A 15580-nucleotide genomic window follows, 5' to 3' on the forward strand; every position below is an offset into this window, starting at 1 on the left:
ACCGGTCAACAACGCTCGCCGACTTCCCCTGCGCACGAAACGGTCGCGCCGCAAGTCCTCAATCCAGCTTCACCGCAAACCCCCGCTGCACCCCCGGCCGCGCCATCAACGCCTCATACCAGCGCGCGACATTCGGAAAATCCTTCAAATCCACCTTGTGCCGCTCATGCCGCCAAGCCCAGCCAAGAATCGCAAAATCCGCAATCGAAAGCGCCCCCGCCACATACTCAACGTTCGCCAAGCGCCGATCGAGCACACCATAAAGCCTGCGCGTCTCGGTACTAAAGCGATGCAGCCCATAGTGACGATCGCCTTCGTCCTTGAGCGCGACAAAATGATGTACCTGCCCCGGCATCGGCCCAAACCCACCCACCTGCCACATCAACCATTCCATCACCGCGACACGCTGCCGAGGATCCTCCGGCAGGAACTTGCCACTCTTCCCCGCAAGGTACAAAAGAATCGCACCCGACTCGAAAATACAGATCGGTGTGTTCTCAGGACCTTCGTTATCGACGAGAGCCGGGATCTTGTTGTTCGGGCTAATCCGCAGAAACGCCTCATCAAACTGCTGCCCCGCACTGATGTCCACCGGATGCACCACATAGGGCAACGCCATTTCTTCGAGCGCTACGCTGACCTTGCGAGCGTTCGGTGTATTCCATGCATAAAACGTAATCGTCACAGTCTTAACCTCCAGGAATGGTTTGAGCGCTGCGCCATACAAATAACGTATGGCTACACCATGAATTAAATATTTTACATGCACTTACCCCAGGCTTAGTATCGGCTCGCGTCTACCTAAGGAAAAGCGTTAATCGCCGAGACGATAAGCTGCGGTTGAACCGTTTAAAAAATCGGTCTCCCAGGTTATGAAAATGTAATTTTATTAAGAATAACTAAATACAAATTTTGGAGACCAGGATGAAAAAATCACTTCCCGCGCTGGCAGTGTTGGGGGCGTTCGCCAGTCTTGCCCACGCACAAAGCAGCGTCACCTTGTATGGCCTCATCGACGAGGCCATCGTGTTCCAAAGCAATGCCAAGATCACGGCCGCCACCGCGACCACAGCCGGAGTCGGCGGCCGCAAGTTTTTCCTCGACTCCAACACTGGGCTCAGCGGCAGCCGTTGGGGCTTGAAAGGCGCGGAGGACTTGGGCGGCGGCCTGCAGGCGGTATTCAACATTGAAAGCGGCATGAACATCAATACCGGCGGGCTCAATCAAGGCGGCCTCGAGTTCGGCCGGCAAGCCTATGTCGGACTGAGCAGCAAAACCTACGGTGCGATAACGCTAGGTCGTCAATACGACGCAACTCCGGAATTCATCGGTCCGATGATCTTCGCCGACCAAATCGGCGGCGTCTCGTCAGCGCTGCCCGGCGACCTCAATAACGCCAACAACACACAGCGCATCAATAACGCAATCAAATACACCAGCCCTTCGTTCAACGGCTTGGTCTTGGGCGGCCTGTACAGCTTGGGCGGCATTTCCGGCGAGGCCGCTCGCGATCAGATCTATTCGTTTGGCGCGGGTTATGCGAACGGACCCGTCACCCTCGGTGCCGCGTTCCTGAAAGCGAACCAGCCCAACACGTCGTTCTTCAGCAATGGCGCTCTCGGATCGGGGTCACTCGCGGCCGGCGGCCAGAGCATCACCACGGGCAACAACCCAGTGTACGGCGGCTACGTCAACGCCAACTCGTATCAGACCGCTGCCGCAGGCGGCGCTTACGCCATCGGCCCTGCGCATTTCGCCATCGTCTATTCAAATACGAAGTTTCAAAATCTACAAAGCGGCTTGTCCGGCTTAACGACCTCGACGACTGGTCCGCAAGGCACGGCGGTATTCAACGCGGTCGAATTGAATTTCGTCTGGCGCTTCACACCGGCCTTGCAGGCGGGGGGTGCGTACTCTTACACGCGCGCGAGCAGCGTCCAGCTCGGCAAGACGAAGACCTCCGGGGGTGCCGACTACAACCAATTCACGCTGTCCACCGACTACGCGTTGTCGGCGCGTACCGATGTGTACCTCGAAGGTATTTATCAGACCGCGAGCGGCGTCGACTCGACTGGCGGTGTTGCCGTGGCGTCGATCAACCTGACCTCGCCATCGTCGAATAACCATGAGGCCTTGGTTCGCGCCGGCGTACGCGTCAAGTTCTAAAGCGGCTTCGGCTTGGCCGGCCGCCTGGGCACCGGCGGCCTGGCCTTTTGCGCGAAAGCAATCACCGTTTGTGCAAAGCGCGCCGCCGCCGGATTGACAACGTCGCGTGCCGTTACCAGATGCAAAGGGGCGGTGAACGCGTCGTCCTTATCCAGCAGGCAATAGGCCACGCTTTCCTGGCTGTATCGCTGCATCGATGCGGGCACGAGCGTCACGCCGGCGCCGGCCGCGACCAGGTTGATCGCCGTGACCATCCGCGGCACTTCGGTCACCACACGCGGGTTGAAACCTACCGCTGTGCATGCCTCGATAAAATCGGCGTACATGCCTGGCGCACCCGGACGCCTCACGAATATAAAAGATTCGTCAGCCAATGCGTCGAGCGCGATACGTGGCGACGCGCGATTCAAGTGCGACGGCACACCCTTCGGCATCGGCGACACACCATTGCGAGCCGCAGGCTTGAGCAAGCGATGCCCCGCCGGTAGCACCAGCATCATATTTTCTTCGAGCAGCAAATCGAATTGCAATGTATCCGGTGTCTCGATCGGCTTGCGCAGGATCGCAGCGTCGATGCGACCGATTAGCATGCGCTCGATGATTTCTGCAGCGTTTAATTCGCTGAGATCAATCGTGATCTCGGGATACGCCTCCCGGAATTCTCGTATAGCTGCTGGGATCAAAGGATGAAACGCAGACGAACTGGTCAACGCGATGCGCACCGAGCCGAGTTGACCCGCGGCAATTCTGGCAGCCTTAACGACGCTCTGATCCAATCCGAGCATCAACGCCCGCACGTCGTCGGCGAATGCCGCACCGGCCGGCGTCAACTCCACACCGCGCGCCATTCGGATAAACAAGGCAAAGCCAACCTCCTCCTCCAAAGCATGGATTTGTTGCGACAGCGGTGGTTGCTGTATGTGCAACCTCGCCGCTGCGCGCGTCAGTTGCCGCTCCTCCGCGACGGCAAGAAAATACCGCAAATGACGTAATTCCATGGCTTAGTCTCACATATTTTATAGATATGACACGTCGTTATGAATTACATTTTACATCTATCTTGGGCAATGCCGACGGACAAAATGCGGCTAATAGTCGGGGGGGACTTATCCACAGAAAATGGGGATAAGTCATCTCGAATTGCCCGGGGAGGCCTGTCAGATGGGAATCTCATCGGTCATATCAAAAAATAGGCGTTTTTTGCCCTGTGTGGACTAGAGTTTGGCCGATCGTCGCTACCCGGCCGATAGCACTCGGCGAATTCATTTGGCGGGGACGGACGGCGGCTCCTAGGGCGGGGTGGAAGCGCCCCCCTTTGTTGTTGACTAAAACTAGCGGACCTAAAGAGCATTTTTTCGGCGCTCATGCGGCTGACTGTTAGTTGCATTTTTCTCCGGTGATGTCCGGGCATTCGATAGGTGAGCAATTGCAGGTTCCCGAGGAAGGAATCGCTCCGGCACGCATTAATGAGACCGCTTCGAGCACAAGATGCCGCTCTTGCTGGCGGACTGAACAAACGTTTTCGCGTCAGATGCTTAGCGCGTATTCATAATGTTTATGCACAGCTCTATCAACAGAAGCTGGGGATAAGTACAGGCTGCCAGACGCGCTGAAATCGCCATATCGAGGGGGTTTGGTTCCCGTAGAAGCTCACCATTCACCTCACCCTCAGTTGCGGGTCGGTCGCCACTCGGTTGCCACGCTATCGTTGATCTATCTCCGAAGAAGAATCGGCACCGCTCCTGCCAGCACCTCTCCTGGTGGCGAGCAACACAGCCGAAGCTTATGCGTCGAGCAGTTCGGAAATCTCGATCAGATTCAGGTCAGGGTCGCGCACATAGACCGACCGGATCTTTTGCGTCGCGCCCGTGCGCTCGACCGGGCCTTCGATGATGGGCCACCCTACTTGGCTCAGATGCGCGATGACCTTCTCCAACGGCACCGCAGCGATGAAGCACAGGTCGAGCGCGCCGGGAGCCGGCAAGTGTGCATGCGGTTTGAATTCCGAGCCGCGCACATGGACGTTGATCTTCTGGTTGCCGAAGCGAAACGCGATGCGGCCCTGACCGAAGGTTTCAAGTTTCATCTGCAGAACCTCCGTGTAGAAATGTTTGGTCGCGTCCAGATCGACGCATGTGACGACCAGATGATCCAGGTGATCGATCAATGTCATTTATCCACTCCTGTAATTTAGCGTGCAAACTGGGTTCATACCGGATATTGCGCTCGACGTGGCACTGCACATCCCGGTGGCTTGTGCTGTCGTGGGTGGCATCAAACGAGATATTGCGTAGATAACAGAAATGTAATGTCGCAGACCGTTCAGCGTAAGCCACGATTGAGCATACTAGCCCGGTACATCGCACCGGAGCTATATCGATGACCGACCTGACTCAACCCCGACGTCCAACCTTTCTCGGGCGGCACAAGTGCGCAGCTCTGGTCGCGGCAACATTGATCGCGATCATCGCAGGCACGATAAGCTTTGTCGACTCGGGTATATACAACGTCTCCGCCTCCTATCCCGACGATCCCCTTGTGGCGTGGGCTCTCCACGACGTCTACATTCATTCCCTGCATCAGCACGCGAAAAGTGTCGTTGTACCCGCGGACATCATGAGCGCCGACAATATCCAGGCAGGGGCACGCCTCTACGACTCGACTTGTGCGTATTGCCACGGCGCCCCGGGTCGACCGCTGAGCTCCATAGGTCAAGGCATACTTCCTCTGGCGCCGCGGTTGTTGGACGCGCATCGCCGCAACAACCCGAAGCAGATGTTCTGGGTCATGAAGAACGGCGTGAGAATGACCGCCATGCCATCATTCGGAAAAACGCAAAACGACCAGACACTGTGGCAAATGGCCGCATTCTTGCAGAAGGAACATGGGATATCCGCGCAAGACTATAGCGCGCTCGTCGCCAGCGGTGAGGGTGCGCAAAACCGCACGCCACAGGGCGCGCCGAGCACCCAATGATGCTGCAGAAAAATTACCGCGGAAATTACCGTTGAAATTAAGTCGGGATCGCCTTCGCTTGCGCATCCCCCTGTCGCATAAGAAAATAGGCCCTTAGGTTCCAGCCACGCATGCGATTTCTTCTGCTTCAACGTCCGTACTTTTATTTCCGCGCTTCTATCTCCCGCGTCGATTTCTCGCATCTATCTCGCGCTTCCGTCTCCCGCTTTTATCTCCCCCCACGACATGTTTAAATTATCCGTTCTACGACGCGCAATTCCCAGTGTTGCCGCCGCGACACTCATTTGTGGCATCAACCTCAGCGCCAGTGGTCTTGCCTACGCCAGCGACGTTATCGTGCTTGACTCGGGCGAGGCAGACCTCACGCTCATCGACGAAGCGACTCACAAAGTGGTGGCCACCGATCCGACCGGAAAAGAGCCGCATCACCTGATGGTGACTCCGGATAACAAATCGTTGATCGTCGCCGATTCGGTGTCCAACGACCTGATGTTCGTGGACCCTAAAACCGCAAAGCTCCAAAGGCGCGTGGAAGGTATTGAGGACCCGTACCAGCTAGGCTTTTCACCCGATCACGCGTGGTTTGTGACCAATGGCCTCAGGTTGAATCGCGTAGACGTATATCACTACGACGGCGAAAACATCGCACTGGCAAAACGCATTCCGCTGGCCCAGACCCCGAGCCACATGACGTTCTCGATGGACAACCGCACGGTGTTCGTCACCCTCCAGGATTCGGGTGAACTGGCCGCGATCGATTTACCGACCCAGACCGTGAAATGGAAAATGCATGTCGGCACAGTGCCGGCCGGACTCTGGATGGTGCCCGGCGATCGTTACCTGCTCGTGGGCATGACCGGCGAAGACGACGTGGCCGTGGTCGACTGGCGCAAGCAGCAAGTGGTGGCTCGAATACACACGGGACGCGGCGCGCATAACTTCCGCTCGCTCGATGATGGCAAGCACGTTGCTGTAACGAATCGCGTGGACAGCACGATCAGCATCATCGATTACGACACGTTGACCAACGTCGGTAATATCACCGGGCTTATGCCGGGGCCTGATGATATGGAATTGTCGGCGGATCGCCGCTATCTATGGGTGACATTCCGCTTTGCACGGCACGTCGGCGTCATCGACTTGACGACGCGCAAGCTGGTGGACACCATCCCGGCAGGGCGATCACCGCACGGCCTCTATTTCGCGGATCGTGCGCCAGTCCTGGCGCCCAATCCGGATTGATCGCACCGGCTCGTTATCAAACGCGTCGAGGCGCCGATCTCTGCCGCGCTGGCGAGGTCGGCGCCTTCTGAGTGTGCTTTCTTAGTTCGTCTTCTTAGTTAGCGTTCTTTCTTGCTGAAGGCTTCAAACGCCTGCGCATACTCCGGATGCCACCGCGAAAGTGGCGGCCGGTTTTCGACAATGTCACCCGCGGCCCAGAGGATGCGTCGCTCGTCGAGCGAACGGGGCACGTCGTTGTCGGGGCAAAGGATGTAGAAATCGCCAGCCTCCAAGCGCGCCATCATGAACTCGGCAGTCTGCTCGGGCGTCCAGGCGGCGGCGGGCTTTTGCGCGCGGCCATGGGCGGTCAGCTCCGTAAACACAAAGCCAGGAATCAATAAGTGTGCGCTGATACGACCGTCAGCCGTATTGCGAAGCTCGTGCTGCAGCGCTTCGGTATAAGCCTTCAATCCCGCCTTCGCGACGTTATAGGCCGGGTCGCCAGGGGGGGTGGTGATGCCCTGCTTCGACCCCGTGTTGATGACGATACCGGGACGGCCACGCTCTATCATGCCGGGCACGAAAACCTGGGTGCCGTAAATCACGCCCCACAGGTTGACGCCGAGTACTCGCTCCCAGTTTTCTGCAGGGCCGAATACCCCACTGCCAGGTTGAATACCCGCATTGTTCATCAACACATCCGTGCCGCCGAATCGATCGCGCACGGCGGCTTCCAGCCGGCGCAAGTCTTCGACACGGCTGACATCCGTCTCCAGAGTCATGACGTCTTGCGCGCCATTGCCCACCGAACCGCCTGCCGACGCGACCTGTTCGGCCGCTTCGGCAAGCCGGTCAGCGCCGAGGTCCGCAATGCATACGCGCAGGCCACGTTGGGCGAACTGCTTGCAAGCAGCAAGACCAATTCCGGTGGCGCCGCCTGTGACAACGGCGACTGCGCCGGGAGTGAGGGCATCGTGAGTCATCAATAGCTCCTTGATAATGGGCGACTGGAAGTTGCCACCTGCTTCAACTAATCTGCTTCAGCTAATCCAAGTCAGATCAACTGGTCCGTACTCGACTTTTGCCACAGGTTGACTTCGCCTTCCTTCGCGAAACGGTCGATCGCCGCCAACTCCACGTCGCTAAACGTCAGGTTGTCGAGCGCCCGCACGTTTTCGCGAACCTGTGCCGCGCTGCTCGCGCCGATCAGTGTCGAGGTCACGCGCGCATCGCGCAGAACCCACGCCAGTGCCATCTGCGCCAAGCTTTGGCCGCGTGCCTGAGCAATCTCGTTGAGCGCTCTGACGCTGGCAAGGTTTGCATCCGACAGATGCGAGCGCTTTAACGAGCCGCCACCAGCGCGATTGATCCGAGCATCCTGAGGTACGCCGTTCAAATACTTATCGGTCAATAGCCCTTGCGCGAGCGCGGTGAAAGCGATGCAGCCCATGCCGCCTTCATCCAGCGTATCGAGCAGGTCTTTTTCGATCCAGCGATTGAACATATTGTAAGACGGTTGATGAATCAGACACGCCACGCCGCGTTCACGCAGCAATGCCGCCATCTCCGCAGTCTTGCCGGGTGAGTACGACGAGACGCCGACATAAAGCGCCTTGCCCTGCTGTACTGCACTGGCCAGTGCAGCCGCGGTTTCTTCCAGCGGCGTTTCGACGTCGAAGCGGTGTGAATAAAAGATGTCTACGTAGTCCAGCCCCAAACGCTGCAGGCTCTGATCGAGACTCGCAAGTACGTATTTTCGCGAGCCGCCACCCTGCCCGTACGGACCGGGCCACATGTCCCAGCCGGCCTTGGTCGAGATGATCAGTTCATCGCGGTAAGGCTTCAAATCCTCGCGCAGGATGCGACCGAAGTTACGCTCGGCGCTGCCGTAGGGCGGCCCATAGTTGTTGGCCAGGTCAAAATGCGTGATGCCGGAATCGAAGGCTGCGCGCACCATGTCTCGCTGCGTGTCGATAGGCGTGGCATCGCCGAAGTTGTGCCACAGGCCCAGCGACAACAGCGGCAGTTTCAGCCCGCTGCGCCCGCAGTATCGGTAAGTCATGTGCTCGTATCGATCAGCTGCTGCTTCGTAATGCATGGTGGCCTCGCCGGTGGAAGCGCCGGCAATACGATCGCATTGCCCTAGCGCTACTTGGTCATTGTCATGTTTCGATGAGCGCACTAAGTTCGTTGCGTTGCGCTGATCGGCTCGAAGTAAAGGTAATAAAGTAAGGGTGATAAGATGGCCCAAGCCAGCCTATCCGACAAGCGATAAGCGCTAACCCTAGAACAAGCTGGACTTAGCCTGGAACTATGGCAAGAAACCTTCCCCCGCTGGTCGCCTTGCGTGCGTTCGAGGCCGCTGCACGCAACGGCAGCTTCGTCAAAGCGGCGCAAGAATTGAGCATCACGCCCGCCGCCGTCAGTCAACAGGTGCGCTATCTGGAGGAGCGTCTAAAGGTCAGCCTCTTCATTCGGCATGCGCGCAGCATCGAATCGACACCGATCGGCGCCGAATACGCCGCAGCACTGGGTATCGCATTCGATCAGATTGCGGCGGCAAGCGAACGCGTCAGGGTGGACGAGCACAATGATCGGTTGACGATCGCGACCACGCCTTCCTTCGCGGCACAGTGGCTGATGCCGCGGCTGATCCGCTTCCAGAACCAGCATCCGGAACTCGATGTGCGCTTGTCGACATCGAATACGCTTGCGGATTTCACGCGGCATGATATCGACATTGCCGTGCGATACGGCATGGGTGTATGGCCCGGGCTGAGCGCCGAGCTGCTGCTGAGAACCGAACACTTTCCCGTGTGCAGCCCCGCCCTGCTCAAGGGACAGTTTCCGCTGAAAACACCGAGCGACTTGCGGCACCAGACCATGCTGCACCTGATGGTGGACGAATGGACCGAGTGGCTGGTTGCCGCAGGTGTCGGCGATCTGGTCGGCCGCAGGGGACCGCAGTATAGCGATGCCGGCCTGCTGACGCAGGCGGCCAGCGAGGGCCACGGCGTGGCACTGGGTCAGTGGGTGCTGGTGGCTGACGATCTTGCCGCGGGGCGTTTGGTCGAGCCGTTCGCTCTACGCATACCGAGCGACCACGCTTATTATGTCGTCGCGCCGTCGGGCTCGTTGGAACGACCCAAGGTCCTGGCTTTTCGTCGATGGTTGCACGACGAGGCCGCACGCTAGCCAAGCCGATTACGCAAGCGCTCCACGACGCGTTCGATCACCCGGCCCCAATCCCCCCTTGCCGTCTGCCTGAATAACTGCGCAGACGGATACCAAGGACTATCGTCGCGCTCGGTCAGCCAGCGCCAGTCCGGATCATAGGGCAACAGGATCCATACAGGCTTGCCCAACGCACCCGCCAAGTGCGCGATCGCGGTGTCAACGGTAATCACCAGATCCATGCAGGACAGCAACGCAGCGGTATCGGCAAAATCCCGCAACTGCTCGCCGAAATGCGCGATACCGTGTTGCGCAAGCCATGCCGTGTCCGCAGCCGCGTGCTCTCGTTGCACGCTGACATATTGCACCGGTACATCCATCAGCGGATTCAAGATGGCCGGCAATAGCGAGCGGTTATGGTTGTTGCGATGCTGCGGGTTGCCGCTCCAGGCCAAGCCGACGCGCAACCGGCTCGACACGCTCAATCGAGCTTGCCACTGTGGGATGCGCGCTTGCTCGGCTTGTATATACGAAGGTGCGGCAGGGATGTTGGTCAAAGTCGTGGCGCACACCAGCGGCAAGCTCAGCATCGGGCACTGATAGTCAAACTCGGGCAAGACGTCGCCCTGACTCAACACCTGCGCGACACCTGTGAGCTGGCCGAGCAGCGACTTCAGCGCTGGCGGCACTTCAAGTATGACGTGAGCGCCCCGCTCGGCCACGAGCCGCGCATAGCGGCAAAACTGGATAGTGTCACCGAACCCCTGCTCGGCATACAGCAAGATTCGCTTGCCCGTGAGCGGCTGCCCCTGCCACCGCGGCTGCTCGAAGACACGAACATGCTGCAGCATGTTTTCGGTCTCGAAACGCCATTCATATTTTTGCCAGCCCAGTTCCAGGTCGCCGATCAGCAAGCGGCACAAGCTCTCGTTCATATGCGTCGCCGCAAGCTCGAAGCCCGTCTCCAGTGCCGCCGCGTAGGTGGCCAGCGCTTCGTCGTAACGCTTCAGCGCGCGTAGCGCATTGCCACGATTGGATAGTCCGCCAGCGTGGCTCGGCGAGATCACGAGCGCGCGATCGTAAGCGCTCAGGGCTTCCTCAAAGCGGCTGAGCTCGCATAGCGTATCGCCGCGGTTTGTCAGTATCTCGGCAGAGTCCGGTTGCAACAGCAGTGCCTGGTCTACCGCAACGAGCGACTCGTCGAAACGCCGCAATTCGCGTAACGCACTGCCACGGTTGGAGCGCGCCAAGAAATGCTCGGGATCAATAGCCAGCGCGGCGTCATAGTCGGCCAGGGCCTCGCCGAACCGCTGCAGGCCGAAGAACGCGTCGCCGCGGCTCGACAGCAGCACGGCAGACTGCGGTTCGAGTGCCAGGCCGCGCTCAAAATCGCTGAGCGCCTCGTCAAATCGCCGCAACTCACGCAGCACGTTGCCGCGATTGGCCAGTGCGCTCGGGTAGTCCGGCTTCAGTGCGAGCGCGCGGTCGTAACTGACGAGCGCATCTTCACGACGCCCGGCGTCGCGCAGCGCATTGCCGAGATTGGAAAGCGCTTCGCTGAAGTCGGGTTTCAGCGCCAGTGCACGCTCGAAGCTGGCGATCGATTCGTCAAAGCGCTTAAGCTCGCGCAAGGCGTTGCCGCGATTCGAATGACTCTCCGCCGAGTTGGGCCAGGAGGCCAGTGCCCGATCGTAGTTCAGCACGGCCTCGTGATAAAGCCCAAGGTCGCACAGCAAATTGCCGAGATTCGACAACGCATGAGCGTAGCCGGGCGAGAGTACCAAGGCGCGCTCATAGCTGGCTCTCGCGGCATCGTAGCGCTTGAGTTCGCGCAGTGCATTACCCAGATTGGACCACGCTTCTATCGTGCCCGGCGCGAGTTCGATCACGCGCTCGTAGCCAGCTACAGCCTCCTCATAGCGCTTCATGCCAGACAGCGAGGAGGCACGGTTGAAATGAGCGACCATGTAGTTGGGGTCCAGCGCAAGTGCCTGGTCGAAGCAAGCGATAGCCTCCAGATAATTACTCAGACCTTGATAGGCATGGCCGAGATTCGAGTAGGCCAAGGCACTCGTCGGATTGTGCTGTAGCGCCTGAGTGATCAGGTCGATGCCGCGCTGGGTTTGGGCCTGCGCTTGGGCATGCATTTGGCCCTGGGTTTGCCCATACCGTAGCGCAATCATGCCCAGCAAATGCAGTGCATCGAACTGCCCAGGGTGGTCGTCAAGCACGGCTTGACACGCGGCTTCGGCGTCGCTCAAGCGTCCTTGTTGATACAGCGACAGCGCGCGCTGCAACCGGGCCGCCAGCGGTACCGATGGCACACTCACAGACGTTTCTGGAACGGGGGGGACGAGAGGTTCTCTGTTCATATCGGGCGCCAGGGCCATGGCATAGGATGCTTATTGATCACGCGCATCTGCAGTAAAAACGCGCCATGTTACGGTGCCGATACGATAAGCGCAACGCGCCGATTTTCCGCCCTTCCGGCGGCGGTGCTGTTATCGGCGACGGGATTTTGCTTGCCTAGCCCGCGGCTGTGGATCGCCTCACGCGGCATACCCGCCTCTATCAGTACATTCGCCACGGCATCGGCCCGCGCCTGCGACAAATGCAGGTTATAAGCATCGCTGCCGGACGCATCGGTATAGCCGTCGACACGCAGATGCGTGATGCCCACGCCGACCAGCGCGCGTCCGACCCGTTCGATCGCAGTGCGGCTCTCGGTCTTTACCACGTCGGCATCCGTATCGAACAGCACCTTGTCGGCCAAGCCAAAGAACCAGCCGTCATCGTTTTGTTGGAAGCCTTGTTGTTTCAACACGGCAATCTGCGCGTCCGTAAACCCCGCGTGCTGGACCGGCGCACTTTGGCAAGCGGCCAGTGCAAGCAACGCGAACAGGGTGAACGCGCGGCATCGACCACGCATATCACGGTAGATCCAGTTCAATTTTTCCTTCACTTTGGGTCTCCGATGTTATCTCTCGTTGTTGCGCACCGGGTTCACCACGGCCGCGCCGCGCGCTTTTCGCCCGGTACATCGCCGCGTCAGCGGCGCGCATCAGGCCTTGTGGATCCCGTGCATCGTCGGGAAAAACCGCGATCCCGACGCTCAACGAACTGACGACGCTGCCGCCGTCCGGCAATACGATAGGTTCGCGCATGCAGGCAACGATACTGTCGGCAATCGCTTGCGCACTCGCGAACTCGGGCAGCGGCGTGAGCAGCACCGCAAATTCATCGCCGCCCAGACGCGCGACAAGATCGTGCTGACGTAATCGGCTGCGCACGCGCGCCGCGACGTTGACGAGCACTGCATCGCCCGCGGCATGGCCGAGGCGATCGTTGATCCCCTTGAAATTGTCGCTATCGAGGAACAGTGCGGCGACCCGGCCGCCATGCGAGCTCGCTTCATAGAGCGCCCGATTCAAGCCTTGTTCGAAGATCTCCCGATTCGGCAGACCGGTCAGGCTGTCATGGGCCGCCTTGTGCGCCAGCACCTGGTTTTCGCTTTGCAGCCGTGCTTGCCACGCCTGGAGTTCGTCGAGCAGGCTGTTGAAGTCTTCGCCCAGCGTATTGAGTTCGACGATCTCGGCCGGCGGCACGCGGCGGCTGAACGCTCGCTCGCGTCGCACCGCGTGCGCCACGTCGCCCAGCTCCCGCAACGGGCCGGTAATTCCACCCTGCATCCGCCGCGAAAGCGCAAGCGCGCCCACCATGCTGAGCACCAAACACGCGATCAATCCTGCCAGTCCGCGCGACAGGAACAGCAGCAGGCTATCGCCGCGCCCTACCACCCGGATCGTGCCGACCGTCACGCCCTCGTGCATTACCGGGGTCACGATCGGCGCCGGCAAAATCAGTTGCGCGATCGCTTGCCCGATCTTATGGAGCGATCCGGCATCCTGGTGATGCCATGCGGCCAACAGCTGACCATGTTGGTCGAACACCTCGGCTGAGGTGACTTCCTCGGTCGACGCAATCAAGCCGATGGCCTCCTGCGCGGCGTTACGATCGCCGAACACGACCGCGGCCTCGACGGTGTAGCTCATCGAACGGCCGATCAAGTTGAGTTCCTGGTCGACATAGGCGCGTAGCGTGAGCAGGCCAGCGACCGTCAGCGTGATGCCCGCCAGGCTGATGGCGAGCAAAGCAACGCCGAGGTTTACGGATTCCAATGCGGCACCGAGCGTGCGGCGGGGAGCGGAGCTTGTCGGGCGCGAGGCTTTCATGGTCGAACCGCTTGTTTGCCCGCGAGTTGCAGCACGCTCGGGTTGACCCGCACACCGCTACGCGCCAACGAGTCGAGGTTCACTTTGAATGAAATGCGGGCGTCGCGGATATTCAGGCAAAACACGCTGCCTACCGTGCATTCGCTGTCTTGTTCGCTGATGCTGAGGATGGGATGCCCCGACAGACTGGCGAGCACGTGGTCTCGTTGAGTGTCGCTGACGGAGCCGATGTACACGACGTCGCAGGACGTGCCGAGATCGGGACTTTCGGCTGCTGTCAGCGCCACGCGGATCGGCCGCCCCGACGCCTGTGATGCGGCGCGCGACAGGTCTTGCGCGTAATCCGTCGGCGGTACGATGCACATCCGCAGTTCAGCCGGATCGGTCGGCCAACGCGTGTAGCTGATCATGCCGAGCACCACGCGCGCAACGTCGGTCGCACGCTGTTCGGCATCGGAAAGCGGCTGTGGTGTGGCGGGCGCGCCCAATGCCACGGCTACCGTCACTGACGCAACGGCTGCAACGCACAAAGCGACCGCGCCGGCTGCGACACTGCCCGTCGACGCGAATGGCATCTTTCCACGTCGCTGACGCAACGTGCCCCGTATTCTGGCCAGAAAATTTTGCCTCACGCCAGGTATCCCGTCGATCTTGTGCAAACGACACGGTTGGAGCGCGTGTCGATACCAGTGATCTTGCTGTTATTGGGCGTCGGAGGCTGCGCGATGCAGCCCACAAGATACGGCTGCTCTCACAGCACGCTGCGCCACCGTTTTATTGCCGATCGACAGTATACCAATAAGGGACTTAGCGTCGACTATTTGCCGCGCACTATTGAACCTGACGATTTGCTTTCGTGAGGTGATGCGGAAAAAAGGGCGCGAAATTCCCGCAGGATTTTCAGCAACTCGCCGCTAGCCGACCAATACGTCTTCTTGATTGAGCTCGGCACGACGCTGTGCGGCCCGCGTCAGTCGCTCGTGTAGTCGCTCGCCGGCCGCCGGCCCGGGCGCCACGCAATGATCGGCCGCCGTAATCGCTTTACCGGTGTTGCGGTCCATCAACACCAGATCGACCGGCTTGCCGGTTGCACGATCCACGAGCTCGGCACCCACGCCTTCCGGCGCGAAGTTCTTATTGCCATAATCGATCAAGGTCAGCAGCACAGGGCGAAAATCGCGTCCGCGTTGCGTAAGCACATACTCATAGCGCGGCGGTTTTTCGCAATACTGTCGGCGTTCCAGCAGCCCCTGCTCAACCAGATCGCCGAGGCGACGACTCAACATGTTCGTGGCGATCTGCAGGTTCTGCTGAAATTCGTCGAAGCGCGTCGAACCATAAAATGCCTCGCGCAAGACCAGGATGCTCCACCACTCGCCTACTCTCTCGAGACTACGCGCGATCGGGCATTGCATATCGTCGAAGTTCTTCTTTTGCACGGTAAAAAACCCTCCTTCCGGGCTGCGTAGCTTACGGTGAGGAGATCAGCATAGACTTACGACTTTCATTGTGCAAGCGACTGGCCACAATCTTGATAGGCAATCTTGGTCGCAAGCTTGTTAGCCACGCGCACGAGACGACCGAGACGAGTCACCTGAGGTGTACCCGACTCCGGCGACATCGGATGTGCTCCCATTTGAATTGTCATTGCAAATCGGGGATTGATGCCTTCATGTCAGAAATGATATGACAATAGCTCATCGTGCTTTTAGTCTCGCGTGTGCGAAGATTCGGCTCGTGTTCCATCGCATGTGCCTTACATGCGGGAATCCACGCTCCCAATAAGAAAAGCGGGACCCTGTGCATTGCAT

Annotated in this window: 14 protein-coding genes; 4 read left to right on the forward strand and 10 right to left on the reverse strand. The window is 59.3% G+C overall.

Translation table 11 applies throughout. From position 1 onward, the window contains the following. Nucleotides 1–58 precede the first annotated feature (58 nt). Nucleotides 59–685, reverse strand: coding sequence for a glutathione S-transferase family protein (locus GSQ77_RS15880; protein WP_158903691.1), 627 nt, complete (start codon nt 683–685; stop codon nt 59–61). A 239-nt stretch (nt 686–924) separates the two neighbouring features. On the opposite strand from GSQ77_RS15880, the gene GSQ77_RS15885 reads away from it, so the two are divergent. Continuing rightward, the gene (locus GSQ77_RS15885) at nt 925–2166 is read left to right on the forward strand and encodes a porin (RefSeq protein ID WP_158903692.1); all 1242 of its coding nucleotides are present in this window, start codon (nt 925–927) and stop codon (nt 2164–2166) included. On the opposite strand, the gene GSQ77_RS15890 is transcribed toward GSQ77_RS15885, so the two are convergent. Both GSQ77_RS15890 and GSQ77_RS15895 read right to left on the reverse strand, forming a co-directional pair. Beyond that, complete coding sequence (locus GSQ77_RS15890; protein WP_158903693.1) at nt 2163–3164, reverse strand: LysR family transcriptional regulator; 1002 nt, start codon at nt 3162–3164, stop codon at nt 2163–2165. The genes GSQ77_RS15885 and GSQ77_RS15890 overlap by 4 nt on opposite strands. 785 nt (nt 3165–3949) lie before the next feature. Beyond that, nucleotides 3950–4339, reverse strand: a complete 390-nt coding sequence (locus GSQ77_RS15895; protein WP_158903694.1) for a VOC family protein — start codon at nt 4337–4339, stop codon at nt 3950–3952. Between the two features lie 206 nt (nt 4340–4545). On the opposite strand from GSQ77_RS15895, the gene GSQ77_RS15900 reads away from it, so the two are divergent. Together GSQ77_RS15900 and GSQ77_RS15905 are read left to right on the forward strand one after the other, a co-directional pair. Next, the gene (locus tag GSQ77_RS15900; RefSeq protein ID WP_158903695.1) at nt 4546–5142 is read left to right on the forward strand and encodes a cytochrome c; all 597 of its coding nucleotides are present in this window, start codon (nt 4546–4548) and stop codon (nt 5140–5142) included. 225 nt (nt 5143–5367) lie between these two features. Beyond that, the gene (locus GSQ77_RS15905) at nt 5368–6384 is read left to right on the forward strand and encodes a YncE family protein (protein WP_158903696.1); all 1017 of its coding nucleotides are present in this window, start codon (nt 5368–5370) and stop codon (nt 6382–6384) included. 98 nt (nt 6385–6482) lie between these two features. Here GSQ77_RS15905 and GSQ77_RS15910 read toward each other — a convergent pair whose 3' ends face one another. Both GSQ77_RS15910 and mgrA read right to left on the reverse strand, forming a co-directional pair. Next, nucleotides 6483–7346 carry an SDR family oxidoreductase gene (locus tag GSQ77_RS15910; RefSeq protein WP_158903697.1) on the reverse strand — a complete coding sequence of 288 codons (864 nt, stop codon included), beginning with the start codon at nt 7344–7346 and terminating at the stop codon, nt 6483–6485. Between the two features lie 71 nt (nt 7347–7417). Next, nucleotides 7418–8461 (reverse strand): L-glyceraldehyde 3-phosphate reductase, encoded by a 1044-nt coding sequence (gene mgrA, locus GSQ77_RS15915; protein WP_158903698.1) that lies wholly within the window; start codon nt 8459–8461, stop codon nt 7418–7420. A 215-nt stretch (nt 8462–8676) separates the two neighbouring features. Between mgrA and gcvA the strand changes: the two genes are divergently transcribed. Next, nucleotides 8677–9558 carry a transcriptional regulator GcvA gene (gene gcvA, locus GSQ77_RS15920; RefSeq protein WP_158903699.1) on the forward strand — a complete coding sequence of 294 codons (882 nt, stop codon included), beginning with the start codon at nt 8677–8679 and terminating at the stop codon, nt 9556–9558. On the opposite strand, the gene GSQ77_RS15925 is transcribed toward gcvA, so the two are convergent. The 5 genes from GSQ77_RS15925 to GSQ77_RS15945 form a co-directional block, all read right to left on the reverse strand. Further along, nucleotides 9555–11867, reverse strand: coding sequence for a tetratricopeptide repeat protein (locus GSQ77_RS15925; RefSeq protein ID WP_158903700.1), 2313 nt, complete (start codon nt 11865–11867; stop codon nt 9555–9557). The genes gcvA and GSQ77_RS15925 overlap by 4 nt on opposite strands. A 110-nt stretch (nt 11868–11977) precedes the next feature. Then, on the reverse strand, nt 11978–12499 hold the full coding sequence (locus tag GSQ77_RS15930) for an OmpA family protein (RefSeq protein WP_301951159.1): 522 nt from the start codon (nt 12497–12499) through the stop codon (nt 11978–11980). Next, nucleotides 12468–13769, reverse strand: a complete 1302-nt coding sequence (locus tag GSQ77_RS15935) for a diguanylate cyclase (RefSeq protein ID WP_158903701.1) — start codon at nt 13767–13769, stop codon at nt 12468–12470. The genes GSQ77_RS15930 and GSQ77_RS15935 overlap by 32 nt, the downstream gene beginning before the upstream one ends. Beyond that, nucleotides 13766–14344, reverse strand: a complete 579-nt coding sequence (locus tag GSQ77_RS15940; protein WP_158903702.1) for a YfiR family protein — start codon at nt 14342–14344, stop codon at nt 13766–13768. Before GSQ77_RS15940 ends, GSQ77_RS15935 begins: the two co-directional genes overlap by 4 nt. 339 nt (nt 14345–14683) lie before the next feature. After that, the gene (locus tag GSQ77_RS15945) at nt 14684–15208 is read right to left on the reverse strand and encodes a helix-turn-helix domain-containing protein (protein ID WP_158903703.1); all 525 of its coding nucleotides are present in this window, start codon (nt 15206–15208) and stop codon (nt 14684–14686) included. Nucleotides 15209–15580 lie beyond the last annotated feature (372 nt).

Source organism: Burkholderia sp. L27(2015) (assembly GCF_009765705.1).
Taxonomy (GTDB): Bacteria; Pseudomonadota; Gammaproteobacteria; order Burkholderiales; family Burkholderiaceae; genus LMUX01.

What these genes read in the sequence shown, in the direction of transcription:
- mgrA (WP_158903698.1), bottom strand. Translation starts at nt 8,461, where the DNA reads ATGCATTACGAAGCAGCAGCTGATCGATACGAGCACATGACTTACCGA.
- GSQ77_RS15935 (WP_158903701.1), bottom strand. Translation starts at nt 13,769, where the DNA reads ATGAAAGCCTCGCGCCCGACAAGCTCCGCTCCCCGCCGCACGCTCGGT.
- GSQ77_RS15905 (WP_158903696.1), top strand. Translation starts at nt 5,368, where the DNA reads ATGTTTAAATTATCCGTTCTACGACGCGCAATTCCCAGTGTTGCCGCC.
- GSQ77_RS15900 (WP_158903695.1), top strand. Translation starts at nt 4,546, where the DNA reads ATGACCGACCTGACTCAACCCCGACGTCCAACCTTTCTCGGGCGGCAC.
- GSQ77_RS15890 (WP_158903693.1), bottom strand. Translation starts at nt 3,164, where the DNA reads ATGGAATTACGTCATTTGCGGTATTTTCTTGCCGTCGCGGAGGAGCGG.
- GSQ77_RS15895 (WP_158903694.1), bottom strand. Translation starts at nt 4,339, where the DNA reads ATGACATTGATCGATCACCTGGATCATCTGGTCGTCACATGCGTCGAT.
- GSQ77_RS15940 (WP_158903702.1), bottom strand. Translation starts at nt 14,344, where the DNA reads ATGCCATTCGCGTCGACGGGCAGTGTCGCAGCCGGCGCGGTCGCTTTG.
- gcvA (WP_158903699.1), top strand. Translation starts at nt 8,677, where the DNA reads ATGGCAAGAAACCTTCCCCCGCTGGTCGCCTTGCGTGCGTTCGAGGCC.
- GSQ77_RS15910 (WP_158903697.1), bottom strand. Translation starts at nt 7,346, where the DNA reads ATGACTCACGATGCCCTCACTCCCGGCGCAGTCGCCGTTGTCACAGGC.
- GSQ77_RS15885 (WP_158903692.1), top strand. Translation starts at nt 925, where the DNA reads ATGAAAAAATCACTTCCCGCGCTGGCAGTGTTGGGGGCGTTCGCCAGT.